Consider the following 13331-nt stretch of genomic DNA (forward strand, 5'->3'; position numbering starts at 1 on the left):
TGAATTCACATGTTTAAATCCGCGAAAGCTATTCTTTCAGAACTGCAGTCGAGTAAGTATCTGATCATGCGTCTCGCGACGTATGAGACGAAGAGCAACTATTCAATGCAGTACCTCGGATTTTTATGGGAATTCGTCACGCCATTGCTGCAAATCGCAGTCTATTGGTTTGTATTTGGATTTGGTATTCGAAGCGGCAGGCCGATTGATGGCGTGCCGTTTCTGCCATGGCTCGTTGCAGGGATTGTCGTCTGGTTCTTTATTGCCGCGGCAATCACTTCTACGGCTCGGTCTGTCTATTCGAAGATTGGGTTAGTTTCCAAGATGAGCTTTCCAATCTCAACGATTCCTGCTTACGTCCTGTTATCGTTGTTTTATCGCCATGCCATTTTAGTGGCGGTATCCTACGTGTTAATGTGGGCGTTCGGCTATCCGATGGGGCTCCATTCGCTTTGGTTCATATACTTGGCGATCAGTGCTCTTGCCTTACTTTACTCGCTAGCGTTAATCACGTCCGCACTGACGACCATCGTGCGCGACTTACAAAACTTACTGCAATCGCTCATGCGAATGCTCATGTACTTGACGCCGATTTTTTGGGTTCCGACCGGCCGTCTCGCAGAGGTTCTTCAAATCAACCCGTTGTACTATTTGATTGAAGGGTATCGTTCGATGTTCCTCGGGACCGATTGGCTCGCGAACAACTGGGCGTATGGTCTCTACTATTGGGCGATCGTGCTCGTCCTCTTCTTTGTCGGTTCGATGATCCATATGCGCTTCCGTCGATATTTCATCGATTACATTTGAGGAGGCTATCATGTACCAAGTTAAATTTGAGAACGTGTCAAAACGTTATACGTTATACAACAAGCCGACCGACAAATTGAAGGAGATTTTCCTCAATAAAACGAACGGCAAGCAATTCTACGCACTCCGGAACGTCACGTTTGAAGTGCCGCCGGGCGAAGTCGTCGGCATCATCGGCATCAACGGGTCAGGGAAATCGACGATGTCGAACCTGCTCGCGGATGTCATGCCGCCAACCCATGGTCAAATCGAGCTGAAAGGCAAGACGGCGCTCATCGCGATCTCGTCTGGCCTGAACGGGAACTTGACCGGGATGGAGAATATCGAATTAAAAGGGCTCATGCTCGGGATGACGAAACATGAGATTGCCGAGTTGACGCCAGAAATCATTGATTTCGCCGATATCGGTGACTTCATTCATCAACCCGTCAAGACGTATTCGAGCGGGATGAAATCACGCCTCGGATTTGCGATTTCGATTAACATCGATCCGGACATCCTCGTCATCGATGAGGCGCTCTCGGTCGGGGACCAAACGTTCACCGACAAGTGTCTCGCCAAGATGAACGAGTTCAAGGATCAAGGTAAGACGATTTTCTTCATCAGCCACTCCGTGTCTCAAGTCCGACAGTTCTGTACGCTCGGACTTTGGCTCGAGTTCGGCGAGGTCCGTGAGTACGGACCGGTCGAAGAAGTCGCGCGTGAATATAACAAGTTTTTAAAATGGTTCCGTAACTTATCAAAAGATCAGCAAGACGCGTTTAAAGCGGATAAGTTGAAACGCCGGACAACCGTTGTCGAATCTACAGAGCTCGGCGAGACGTATATCTTGCCGCCGCTCACAGAAGAGGAGTTAGCGAATCGATGAAAAAAGTAATGACTGTCTTCGGGACACGCCCAGAAGCGATTAAAATGGCACCACTCGTTCTTGAGTTAAAGAAACGTGAAGGGGTCGAACCAATCGTCGTCGTCACGGCGCAGCACCGTCAAATGCTTGACCAAGTGCTCGAGTTGTTCGAAATCAAGCCAGACTACGATTTGGATATCATGAAAGACAAACAAACGTTGTATGACGTGACGTCACGCGTCCTCAAAGGAATGGGAGAAGTCATCGCTGAAACGAAGCCGGACATCGTCCTCGTCCATGGTGACACGACGACGACGTTCGGGGCATCGCTCGCGGCGTTTTACAATCAAGTCGCGGTCGGGCACGTCGAAGCCGGTCTTCGCACGTACAACAAGTACTCGCCGTTCCCAGAAGAGATGAACCGTCAGCTCACAGGTGTCATGGCCGACCTTCACTTCGCACCGACGGAAACGTCGAAAGAGAATTTGCTTCGTGAAGGCAAGCCGGAAGACAAAATCTTCGTCACCGGCAACACGGCAATCGACGCACTCAAAACGACGGTCCGCGAGGACTACTCGAACGAGTTGCTCGATTCAATCCGTGAATCGGGACGCCGTCTCGTCTTGCTCACGGCCCACCGCCGCGAGAACCTCGGCGAGCCGATGCGCAACATGTTCCGCGCTGTGCGCCGTTTGATTGAGAAGTACGACGATATCGAAGTCGTCTATCCGGTCCACATGAACCCGGTCGTGCGCGAACTCGCCAACGAGATTTTGCACGATATCGACCGTGTCCACTTGATTGAACCGCTCGACGTCTTCGACTTCCATAACTATGCATCGATTTCGCACTTGATCCTCACGGACTCGGGCGGCGTGCAAGAAGAAGCACCATCACTCGGTGTTCCGGTCCTCGTCCTTCGTGACACGACGGAACGTCCGGAAGGCGTGGCCGCTGGTACATTGAAACTCGCTGGTGTCGAGGAAGAAGTCATCTTCGGACTTGCCGACGAACTTCTCTCGGACGCAACGGCTTACGAGAAGATGTCGAAAGCCTCGAACCCATACGGTGACGGGGAAGCGTCACGTCGCATCGTCGACGCCATTTTGGCAACAGACTTCTAATAACTTAATGTAAAAGAATAAGAGTTGTCTCGTACATGCGTACGGCAACTCTTTTCTTATAAAACGGAGGAAACGATATGGCAGTCAAAAGAATCCGCCCTGCGATTTATCATTATTATCCGCGCGGTTACCAGAAGGATCACTTACGGATGCGCGAAGAAGGGTATAAGACAGAGGTTACGTTCATGCCGGAGAGTGAGTCCGACTCGATTTACGTGCAACTGTTCGATTTGAAATTCGAGATTCCGCCGTCGCAAATGTTTTTACCGGACGCGCAGATGGACCCTTGCCAAACGATTGGCCTCGATACTCATATTCACGTGCTCAGTGACACGACCGTGAAGCTCGAGATGTATTTTATGCAGTATACGAAGAAAGAACGCGTCTCGAACAAACGTTTCAAGTTGACGCTCAACCCGGGCGACAACCATATCGAGGAGTCAATCCCTCAAGTCGAAGGGGCGGAGTACTTCAAACTCTCTTACAAATATGTGATTGAGACGACGGAGCCGCAGACGATTCGACTCGATGATCTATACCTCTCGTTTGAGGAGTAATCTTGTAGGAAGGGACTAACTGATATGCTATTTAGTTCAACCGTCTTTTTATTCTATTTCTTGCCGATTGTACTCGGCCTATACTTTATCTCACCGCGTCCCATCAAAAACACGATTTTGCTTGTCGCGAGTCTGTTTTTCTATGCTTGGGGTGAACCACGTTTTGTGTTGATTATGCTCGCGTCGATTGCGATGAACTACGTCTTCGGACTGCTCGTCGACCGCGACCGGCATCATGAGAAGAAACTGAAACTATGGATGACACTCATGGTGCTCGGGAACCTCGGGATGCTCGGAGTATTCAAATATACGAGTTTCTTTATCGAAAACGTCAACAGCGTCTTCGGTTTCTCGTTGAACGATCCGGAAATTCCGCTCCCGCTCGGTATCTCGTTCTTCACATTCCAAGCGATGAGTTACGTCATCGACGTGTACCGCAAGGATGGGCAAGTCCAGCGCAACATCTTTGACTTGGCCTTGTACGTCTCGTTCTTCCCACAATTGATTGCCGGACCGATTGTTCGCTATCAAACGGTCGCCGATGAGATTGTCGACCGCCGCGAGACGATTGATGACTTCGTGTCTGGGATTCAGCGCTTCGTCATCGGTCTCGGGAAGAAAATGATTTTAGCGAACAGCGCCGGCTACGTAGCTGACCAGATTTTTGGCATGCCGGCCGGAGAGATGTCGACGACACTCGCCTGGATTGGGATTATCGCCTATTCGCTTCAAATCTACTTCGATTTCTCAGGATATTCAGATATGGCCATTGGGCTAGGGCGTATGTTCGGGTTCCACTTCTTAGAGAACTTTAACTACCCGTATATCTCTCGTTCGGTTTCGGAGTTTTGGCGCAGATGGCATATGTCACTCGGTAGCTGGTTCCGTGACTACGTCTATATTCCCCTCGGCGGAAATCGTCAAGGTGAATGGAAGACGTACCGCAACTTGGCTGTCGTCTGGTTCTTGACCGGGATTTGGCACGGGGCGAGCTGGACGTTTATCGCCTGGGGTGTATACTATGGGGTATTCATCATGCTCGAACGTGCCTTCCTCGGGAAATGGTTGAAGGCGATGCCGTCATGGCTGTCGCTCTCATTCACGCTGTTCGTCGTCATCATCGGTTGGGTCTTCTTCCGAGCTGACGATTTCCCGTATGCGATCGCTTACTTGCAGACGATGTTCGGCCTTCATGGCGGACCGTTGTTTGACCAGCAAGCGCTCTATTACTTGGTCCAATATGGGGTCGTGCTCTTGGTCGCCATCATTGCGGCCACGCCGATTCCACGGATTGTCGTCGGGAAGTTCTTGAGTCAAGAACTCGATGACACGAAAACGATGACGACCCGCCGAATCGTCGGGCTCGTCCGGGTGAGCGGTGTGCTCGTGCTCTTCTTCTTGTCGATTTCGTATATCGTGTCGAGCACGTTCAATCCGTTCATCTACTTCCGCTTCTAAAGAGAAAGGAGCAATATGATGCAGAAGCCATTAGATTCTAGAAAACCTAGCCCGCGGCCGATTGAGCAAAAGCCGAAAGGGCTCGAGCAATCCTGGTTCGCCGATTTTCTGTTGCTCGGTGTCTTTTTAGGAGTGATTTTCCTCGGATTGGCCACGTATTGGTTCGGTCAAGATCGGGAAGTGTCGGTTCTAGAAGGGCGTCAGCTCGCGCAACAACCGGAAGCCTCGGTTAGTGCCGTGCGGGATGGTTCTTATATGGAGGAGTTCGAAAGCTACACGAGCGACCAAGTGTTCCAACGTGACCGTTGGATGGGTCTGCAGGCAGGCTTCCAAAAGAACGTCTTCCAACAAAAAATCAACAACGGGGTACTCGCCCTCGACAACGGGGTGCTCATCGGTCCGGATGAGCCTGTACGCGGGTTCGATAACATGAAGCGTCTGTTCCCTGAGTTCGGGGCAACGATGCAAGAACAGGATGTCCCGGTCTACTTCGCGTCCGCGCCGAGTAAGCCGGTCCATGCGGCGCAAAACGAGATGATTCCGGACTACGTTATCAGTGGCGACTTAGAGAGCCGAGGCAATCTCCATGACGCGGTCGAAGGAGCCGACTTTGAGCTAATCGACCTCGGAGAGACGCTCTTTGAGCAGCCGATGGAAGACATCTATTTCTATAACGATCACCACTGGAACGTGCAAGGCGCATTCCTCGGGTATCAGCAAATCATCGAACGGCTCCAACAGGACTATGAGGACGTGCCAAAATTAGAGGCGTCCGACATGGAGACGTTCAAAATCGAACAGCCTTACTACGGCTCATACGCTCGTGAGATTTCACTCCCGTACGTCGAGAAGCTCGATTACTTGGAGTGGATGGAACCGAAAGACGGTTTCACGACCGAGGTATGTCGGAACGGGGATGATTGCGGTCATTCGGTCATCGCCCGCGAAGAAGCGGAAGAGACGAACCGATTCGCCGATTTCTATAAAGTGTTCATGAAAGACAACTACGCACAGTTGCGCATCGAGCAGAAAGATCCGGTCAACGACTTGCATGTGCTCGTCTTGAAGGATTCATATGCGAACCCGGTGCTCGGCTTCCTCGGAGAGTCATTCGGAACGGTCTCGGCGATTGACGTCCGCTACGCGGAAGGCAAAGTCGATATCACGGACTACGTCGAAGAGAACGATGTCGACCTCGTCTTGTTCATGCATAACGACCGTATCTCCGGGATGTCTGGGGATTATGAAGATAGCTTTTAACAAACTGCCAATCATCCATGTGATGATTGGCTTTTTTTGATGAGAAGTCGTTATACTAACAAGTAGGCAGGTGAGAGAGATGAAACGACGAACCGCCGACGGGACGTATCGGTACGTCCTCGTCCTCGGCGCCAAAGTGAATGGCATCCAACCATCGAGCGCCTTGCGCTATCGGATTGAGGCGGCCGCTGACTATGCAAAGCGGTATCCGCACGTCGAACTGATTGCTAGCGGAGGACAAGGACCTGATGAAGGGATGGCGGAAGCAGACGTCATTGCCCGGGAATTAATGGCCCGAGGGATTGACGAGACCCGCATCCATATCGAGGCGGAGTCGACGTCGACGGTGGAGAATTTTCAGTTGAGCCGCTCGATTTGGGACGGCGCGCCCGGGCTGACGATCGTTACGAACGACTTTCACGTCAGACGGGCCCGACTCGTCGGGCGGCTATATTTTGGACTCTCGACCGACGCGCTCTATGCGAAGACGCCGACGGCCACGAAACTGAAATACGTCGTCCGCGAACAGCTGGCGTACGTGAAACTGTTCATCAACTATATGCGCTGGAAATGGCGAGCATGACAAAAGGGACTTCATCGAGAAGTCCCTTTTTCGTGTTATAGCGTACCGATGATCATCCCACCGATGACTCCGACGATGACGAGCGCCCAAGGCGGCATCTTCCAATACGCGATCATGGCGAACAAGAAGGCGGCGAAGACGAAATCGACCGCACCGTTGACGGTACTTGTGAAAATCGGCTGATAGAACGCCGCAATCAAAATCCCGACGACGGCGGCGTTAACTCCGATGAGTGCGCCCGCGACTTTCGGGTTGCGACGGAGCGCATCCCAAAACGGCAAGGCACCGAGAATCAACAGGAACGCTGGCAAGAAGATGGCGACCGTCGCGAGCAGTCCGCCCGGCACACCATTGATGACCGTCCCGAGGTAAGACGCGAACGTGAAGAGCGGTCCCGGTACGGCTTGGGCGGCCCCGTAACCAGCAAGGAACGCCTCTTCGCTCAAGAAACCGGTCGGTACGAGCTCACGCTCGAGCAGCGGCAAGACGACGTGACCGCCACCGAAGACGAGTGCACCGGCCCGGTAAAAGCTGTCGAACAGGGCAATCGATTGACTTTCAATCGTCTCACGTAAAATCGGCAAGATGACGAGCAACGCACCGAATAGACCGAGCAGCGTCGCCCCGAGTCGTTTCGAGAGCGGGAATGACGCCGATTTGACGTCCAGGTTGTTCGGTTTGAACAGCAAGAATCCGGCCAGACCGGCGAGCAAGATGACGAGCACCTGGCTATAGGCGGTTTGCCATAACAACACGCCGGCGAGCGCGAAGAACGCGATCGTGCGAGTCTTCGCATCCGGTGTCAATTTGCCGGCCATGCCGAGAATGGCGTGGGCGACGATGGCGACGGCGACGACTTTCAAGCCGTAGAGCCAGCCGGCATCGGAGACGTCGAGTCCCGAGACGAGCAAGGCGAACAAGATGAGGGCGATGACGGACGGTGATGTGAAGCCGATGAACGACGTGATCCCGCCGAGAATCCCGCCTCGGACGATGCCAATCCCAATCCCGACCTGACTACTGGCCGGACCGGGCAAGAACTGACAGAGGGCGACGAGGTCGGCGTAGGCACGTTCGTCCATCCATTTGCGGCGACGGACGTACTCCTCATGGAAATAACCGAGGTGGGCGACCGGTCCGCCGAACGACGTCAGTCCGAGTCGGGTCGAGACGAATAAAATCTCTAGTAACGTCTTAAACGTTACACGTTGTTTAGACATGTGATTCACTCCTTAATCTCTTTAAATAGTTCATACGCTTTTTGACGGGCTTCCGCCAATACGACGAGACCTTTTTCGGTCGTCGTATAGTTCTTCCGGATATGGCCTCCGACGAGCTCATTGGTCCGGACGAGCAGGCCATCCTGCTCCATCGTGTGTAAAATTGGATAGAGCGTGCCGGCACTGATTGAGTAGCCGTGCTCTCGAAGTTCTTCGACCATCCACGCGCCATATACCGGATGTTCGGCAGCATGATGCAAGATATGAATATGAATAAAGCCGAGGAACAGCTTGCGAAGGACGCGGTCTTCCACGTACATCATCTCCTTGAAATCGATTTTCGATATCGGATGTCGAAATCAGTGTAACAACCTAAGCAAATTTATGCAACCGACGAACGTCCACCTTTACAAAAACGTAATGTAACCGATTCATAAGAATCGAATCGGCAAATATAGGGAATTCATAAAAAATGAGGTAAACTGAATAATAGAAGTCAGCAGAGGAGGAAACGACGTGGCAGACCTAGACCATACAAAATTCCAATCCTTGTTGCGCCATATGCCCCAAGGCTACGTCGAATTTAAAGTGCTCTACGATGAGGCGGGGGAGCCCGTCGATTACGAGTTCCACGAAGTGAACGAGGCGTTCGAGCGCATCATGAAGGCGAAGCGCGAACACTTTCTCGGGGGACGCATCACCGACAAGTTGAAAGACTTTGAGTACAGCGAGCGGGAGTGGATCGTTCAAGTCGCTCGAGCCGTCGATAGCGGTGAAGCAATCACGTTCGAACATTTCTCACGTCGCAACAAGGCTTGGTATGAGCTGTCCGTGTTCAGTGAACGTCCGGGCTATGTGTCGACGTTGTTCCATGACATCACACCGCACGTCCAAGAGAACAATGCGCTGAAACAACTCGTTAACGTGTCGCACCGGTTTGTCACGACTGGGCGTGAACTGTTGATGAACCAACATTTCCTCGATCAGATTCGAGGTTTTACTGGAGCAAAGGCCGTGACGCTCAACTTGATGGATGATGACGGGAAGACGTATTCGACTGTGGCGTTGTCGGGGATGGATGAACTACTTGAACGGAGCCTCGACGTTCTCGGTTTTCACCCGGTCGGACGTAAATGGCCGATCAGTGCGAAACGTAAAGAGCTGTTAAAGGCACCAAGTCCAATCGTATTCGATGACATCATGCCACTCATCGATGGCATGTTGCCAAAACGACTCATCAAGAATATTTTGCGCATCTTCGACCTCGGTCAAGTCATCCTCTTTAAAATCGAGAAAGACGGTGTATTTTATGGAGATTTGACGATTGTGATGGACAAAAATAGACAGGCGAACCGGCTCGGTCTCGTTGATTTGTATATCGTCCATATCCTCGAACAGATGAAGAAAGCGGATCAACAAATTGGTGAGACGAAAGAATCGATGTTCGAAGGGTTCGCCAATGTTGATTTGGAATGCATCATGTCGTTGAAAACACATGAAATTTTTCATTTGAACGTGGCCTGGGAGCGTGTGCTCGGTTTTCCGCTTGAAGAACTGGAAAATATGGACTTCACGAGTCTCGTCCATCCCGACGATGTCATGAAGACAGAGGAAGCGTTCGCCTCGCTTGAAGAAGGACAAGAAATCTATCGATTCATCAACCGTTACCGCACGATTGATGGGGACTATCGTTCGATTGAATGGCACTCAAAAGTGCAAGGCAATTATATATACGCCGTCGCCAAAGATGTGACGGAGCGAGTCCAGCTCGAAGAAGAGCTGGCCGAACGAGATCGCTTACTCACGAAGCTGTCAGATCAAGTGCCCGGTGCCATCTATCAATTCGAGCGCCTCCCAGACGGTAGTTTCAACTTCCCGTTCTTTAGCCGGGGGTTCGAAGTGTTGACCGGGATCACGCTCGAGGAGATGAAGGACGATCCGGGTCTCGTCTTCTCGAAGATTCATCCTGATGACTATCCGAACGTGATGGCGAGCATCGAGGCGTCGTATGAGAATTTGACGATTTGGGATGCGGAGTTCCGCGTCATCACACCGGACGGAGGGACGACGTGGATTTTAGGATCATCGCGTCCAGAAAAGCTCGATGAAGGTCATGTCCTCTGGCATGGCTATATCGGTGACGTGACCGAGAAGAAGAAGTATGAGATGGAAATCGAATACTTGAGTTATCACGATCAACTGACCGGAGTGAAAAATCGTCGTTATTTCGATGAGGCACTGATCACATATGACGAACCATGCTATTATCCGCTCGCTTTGATTGTCGTTGATATTAACGGATTAAAGTTGACGAATGACGCGTTTGGTCATCTTGTCGGGGACCGTTTGTTGATTGAAGCGACGATGACGCTCAAGCGTGAAATTCGTGGCAAGGATACGGTCGCTCGAATCGGAGGCGATGAGTTCGTCATCATCATGCCGAACACGTCGCGCGACGAGGCAATTCTTTTATCAGAACGCTTGAGTCAGCTGTTTCACGATAAAGCAATCGAAGGCTTGCCAATCTCGGCGTCGTTTGGGGAAGCGGTGAAAGTCGACGACTCGCTTTCCATTTCCGAAGTGTTCAACTTGGCCGAAGATCGAATGTACCACCATAAGGTATCCGAGAAACAGAGCCGGCGACATTACTCGATTCAACTCATCATGCGGACGCTTTATGAGAAGATTCCGCGCGAGGAGGCCCATTCACAGCGCGTTGCCGAATTGTCACGACAACTGGGGCAAGCGATGAACTTCACGAGCGCCGAAGTGAACGAGCTCGTTACGGCCGCAACGCTTCACGATATCGGCAAGGTTGCGATTAGTAATGAGATTTTAGACAAGCCTGGGATGTTGACTGAGGCGGAATGGCGTGAAATCAAACGTCATCCCGAAGTGAGTTATAACATCTTGAGCACGGTGCCGGAGTATGGGCCACTATCCGAGATTGTACTCGCCCATCATGAGCGGTGGGACGGGAAAGGATATCCGAAAGGGATCAGCGGCGAGCAGATTCCGCTCGCGGCACGAATTATCTCGATTGCCGACACGTTCGACGTGATGGTGACGGGACGCCCGTACCGGAAAGCGAAGACGCTTGATGAGGCACTCGCGGTCATCGAAGAAGAAGCGGGCCGGCAGTTCGACCCTGAACTCGTCGAGGTGTTCTTCAAGAAAATCGTGCCGACGTTGCAGCGGTGATTGAAGCATTAGAAAAAGGAGAGCCATCGCGGCTCTCCTTTTTCATGTGAGCGGTCGCTTCTTCAACGCCCAGGCGATGAGGAGGAAGATGACGAGCGCCATCCCGAGCAATATGAGGACCGAGTTGACCGGGAAACGGTCCTCATACATCTGGGCGACCCCGTAGTTGAACCAATACGTCGGCAAGAAGCGCCCGACGACTTGGAGCGTCTCCGGAAGCCACGTCAGACTGATGAAGGCGCCTCCGGTGATGGCCGCTGCCATCGTCACGGACGTCTGCCAAATGTTCGCTTTCTCCCGATTCGTCGCGAGGATGGCGATGAGCGACCCGATGGCGAGACAGACGAACAAATAGACGATGAACAACAACGTCAGGACAGGCAGGTGAGCTAGAATGTCTTGTCGATAGAGCACGGCACTGAAGGCGAGCAACATGAGCACGTAGAGCAACCCGACCGCACAGAACGATACGAACAACAAACCGATGTAACGCCGCGGTGTGACCGGGGCGGCGAACAGGCGGGAATAGATTTTCTCGTCCTGGTCGTCGGCGACGAACAACGGGATGAACTGGAGAAAGGCCGACATCATGACGAACGACAGTAGACCGAGGAACGCCTGCGTTCGCGTCGTCGTCGCCACGCTCTGTTGAAACGGCTCGCTCGAGAGCGTATAGCCGTTCTCCGTCTCAAGATCGGCCAGTTCGTTGAAACGCTCTTCGTCAAAATCACTTGCAATCAGTAACTGCCGCTCACGAGACAGGTGCGAGTTGAGCGCTTGCTCGATCAACGCGGCGTCACTTCCTTCGGTCGCGCTGAACGAGAGACGCGGCGTCTCGCCATTCAAGAGCGCCTCGGTGAATCCGTCCGGAATCGTCAGGACGACGTCTTGTCCTTGCAGTAACGCTTCATCGGTCTCGTCCGTCTCGAGCGGTGTCACCGAACCGAACCGTCCCGCTTCTTCAATCACACGATTGGCGAGTGCCCCGCCATCCCGGTCGAGGATGCCGATGGAGGCGTTCAACGCCGACGTCGAGCTGAGGAAAGATAGAATCAAGGCGAAACCGAATACGGAGACGAACGTGAACACCCATAGCCCTTTTTTCCGCAGCATGCGCTTGGCGACATGTCTAAATAGCACCACGACGGTTCACCCCTTTCCAAAGCAAGAGACTGAGGACGGCGAACACGAGGAGATGCAAGGAGAGCCAACCAAGGCTCTGCCAAAACACGGTCGTATCCCCACCGCGCAGAAGCACCTGGAGCATGCCTTCCCGCATAAAGATCGGCATGAAGACGTATTGGGCCCACGGTGCCACGCTCAGCGTCACTTGATCGAAACCAGGGACGTAACCGCCGGAAAGGATCATGATGATGGCGACGAACCCGTTGACGATCGCATCTTTCGTACCGCGCGAGAGACGGGGCAGACTCGATACGAGAAAACCGAACGCGGTACCGTATAAGGCGAGGGCGAGCAAAGCGATAAACAAGAGCCCGAACTCGACATAATCGAGTGAGAAGCTGCGATAAACGAAGTGGCTGAACCAAAACACGAGCACGAGTTGCAGGAAGATGAGGGTGTATCGGCTCAAGCTGCGAGCCAGGCGATATTCGATCCGTTTGACGGGAGCGGCTTGAATCCGGAGATAACTCCCGGTCATCGGCTTCTCCTCACTGAGCATGCCGGTAATGTAGAATGCACCGAACAGTGCCGTCATGATGGAAATCGTGACGGTGAAATATTCGAGTGATGTCGGGGTCCGACCCGACAAATCGACGCTCTCGCTGTCGATGAACGTCGTGGGCTCGAACGGGGCGGAAACACCTGCCTCAGCGAGCATAATCTGCTGATTGGCGACGTCCGTATATTGCCGGAGAATGGCCTCGATGACGTCAAATTCGATTGTCGACGGTTCCTCGTACAGCAGACGGACGTCGGGACCGTCCAAATGGAGGATGACGTCGGCGTCGCCATCGTTCACGCCGGTTTCAGCAGCGGCGATACTATCGTACGGGACGAGATTGATGAATGCTTTGATGTCGTCGTCGGCGAGGAACGTCTCGAGCGGCACCCGGTAATCATCCGTCGACTGCTCGACGTAGGCGACATCCGTGACCGGGAGCGAGATGTTGCTATTGAAGATGGCCGACAGCATCGTCCCGAGCCCGAAGATGAGAATGATTGGGAAGATGAGCATCCAAAACAAGGTCGAGCGGTCCCGCAGTTGCTGTTTGACATCATATTTGATGAACGTCCATAGTTTCATCGTCA

11 protein-coding genes and 1 pseudogene are annotated in these 13331 nt (G+C 52.6%); 8 read left to right on the forward strand and 4 right to left on the reverse strand.

Annotated elements, in window-relative coordinates; genetic code table 11:
* Positions 1-9: 9 nt before the first annotated feature.
* The 7 genes and pseudogenes from ACZ2GZ_RS03625 to ACZ2GZ_RS03655 all read left to right on the forward strand — a co-directional run bounded on the left by ACZ2GZ_RS03625 (position 10) and on the right by ACZ2GZ_RS03655 (position 6636).
* Entirely contained in the window at positions 10-807 is a 798-nt protein-coding gene (locus ACZ2GZ_RS03625) for an ABC transporter permease (RefSeq protein WP_021066433.1), read from the forward strand.
* 7 nt (positions 808-814) lie between these two features.
* Positions 815-1591 (forward strand): annotated as a pseudogene (gene tagH, locus ACZ2GZ_RS03630) (teichoic acids export ABC transporter ATP-binding subunit TagH); the annotation flags it as partial.
* An 80-nt stretch (positions 1592-1671) separates the two neighbouring features.
* On the forward strand, positions 1672-2778 hold the full coding sequence (gene wecB, locus ACZ2GZ_RS03635) for a non-hydrolyzing UDP-N-acetylglucosamine 2-epimerase (protein ID WP_470295564.1): 1107 nt from the start codon (positions 1672-1674) through the stop codon (positions 2776-2778).
* A gap of 77 nt (positions 2779-2855) precedes the next feature.
* Complete coding sequence (locus ACZ2GZ_RS03640; RefSeq protein WP_029594910.1) at positions 2856-3335, forward strand: hypothetical protein; 480 nt, start codon at positions 2856-2858, stop codon at positions 3333-3335.
* A 24-nt stretch (positions 3336-3359) separates the two neighbouring features.
* Positions 3360-4793, forward strand: a complete 1434-nt coding sequence (locus tag ACZ2GZ_RS03645) for an MBOAT family O-acyltransferase (RefSeq protein WP_029594911.1) — start codon at positions 3360-3362, stop codon at positions 4791-4793.
* 18 nt (positions 4794-4811) lie between these two features.
* Entirely contained in the window at positions 4812-6053 is a 1242-nt protein-coding gene (locus tag ACZ2GZ_RS03650; RefSeq protein WP_470295565.1) for a DHHW family protein, read from the forward strand.
* 79 nt (positions 6054-6132) lie between these two features.
* Complete coding sequence (locus tag ACZ2GZ_RS03655) at positions 6133-6636, forward strand: YdcF family protein (protein WP_214756252.1); 504 nt, start codon at positions 6133-6135, stop codon at positions 6634-6636.
* Between the two features lie 35 nt (positions 6637-6671).
* On the opposite strand, the gene chrA is transcribed toward ACZ2GZ_RS03655, so the two are convergent.
* Entirely contained in the window at positions 6672-7856 is a 1185-nt protein-coding gene (gene chrA, locus ACZ2GZ_RS03660) for a chromate efflux transporter (protein WP_214756253.1), read from the reverse strand.
* Positions 7857-7861: 5 nt separating this feature from the next.
* Positions 7862-8170 (reverse strand): PadR family transcriptional regulator, encoded by a 309-nt coding sequence (locus ACZ2GZ_RS03665; RefSeq protein WP_021066441.1) that lies wholly within the window; start codon positions 8168-8170, stop codon positions 7862-7864.
* Positions 8171-8372: 202 nt separating this feature from the next.
* Between ACZ2GZ_RS03665 and ACZ2GZ_RS03670 the strand changes: the two genes are divergently transcribed.
* Positions 8373-11057: an HD domain-containing phosphohydrolase gene (locus ACZ2GZ_RS03670; protein WP_353049134.1), complete on the forward strand. Its 2685-nt coding sequence runs from the start codon at positions 8373-8375 to the stop codon at positions 11055-11057.
* Between the two features lie 42 nt (positions 11058-11099).
* Here ACZ2GZ_RS03670 and ACZ2GZ_RS03675 read toward each other — a convergent pair whose 3' ends face one another.
* Both ACZ2GZ_RS03675 and ACZ2GZ_RS03680 read right to left on the reverse strand, forming a co-directional pair.
* Positions 11100-12200, reverse strand: a complete 1101-nt coding sequence (locus ACZ2GZ_RS03675; RefSeq protein WP_214801066.1) for an ABC transporter permease — start codon at positions 12198-12200, stop codon at positions 11100-11102.
* Positions 12187-13326: an ABC transporter permease gene (locus tag ACZ2GZ_RS03680; protein WP_470295566.1), complete on the reverse strand. Its 1140-nt coding sequence runs from the start codon at positions 13324-13326 to the stop codon at positions 12187-12189. The genes ACZ2GZ_RS03675 and ACZ2GZ_RS03680 overlap by 14 nt, the downstream gene beginning before the upstream one ends.
* Positions 13327-13331 lie beyond the last annotated feature (5 nt).

This window comes from Exiguobacterium sp. KKT215 (assembly GCF_055635335.1).

Bases quoted from the DNA above. Each gene is read 5' to 3' on its own strand.
- ACZ2GZ_RS03645 (WP_029594911.1), top strand. From the start codon at position 3,360: ATGCTATTTAGTTCAACCGTCTTTTTATTCTATTTCTTGCCGATTGTA.
- ACZ2GZ_RS03655 (WP_214756252.1), top strand. From the start codon at position 6,133: ATGAAACGACGAACCGCCGACGGGACGTATCGGTACGTCCTCGTCCTC.
- ACZ2GZ_RS03650 (WP_470295565.1), top strand. From the start codon at position 4,812: ATGCAGAAGCCATTAGATTCTAGAAAACCTAGCCCGCGGCCGATTGAG.
- wecB (WP_470295564.1), top strand. From the start codon at position 1,672: ATGAAAAAAGTAATGACTGTCTTCGGGACACGCCCAGAAGCGATTAAA.
- ACZ2GZ_RS03640 (WP_029594910.1), top strand. From the start codon at position 2,856: ATGGCAGTCAAAAGAATCCGCCCTGCGATTTATCATTATTATCCGCGC.
- chrA (WP_214756253.1), bottom strand. From the start codon at position 7,856: ATGTCTAAACAACGTGTAACGTTTAAGACGTTACTAGAGATTTTATTC.
- ACZ2GZ_RS03625 (WP_021066433.1), top strand. From the start codon at position 10: ATGTTTAAATCCGCGAAAGCTATTCTTTCAGAACTGCAGTCGAGTAAG.
- ACZ2GZ_RS03680 (WP_470295566.1), bottom strand. From the start codon at position 13,326: ATGAAACTATGGACGTTCATCAAATATGATGTCAAACAGCAACTGCGG.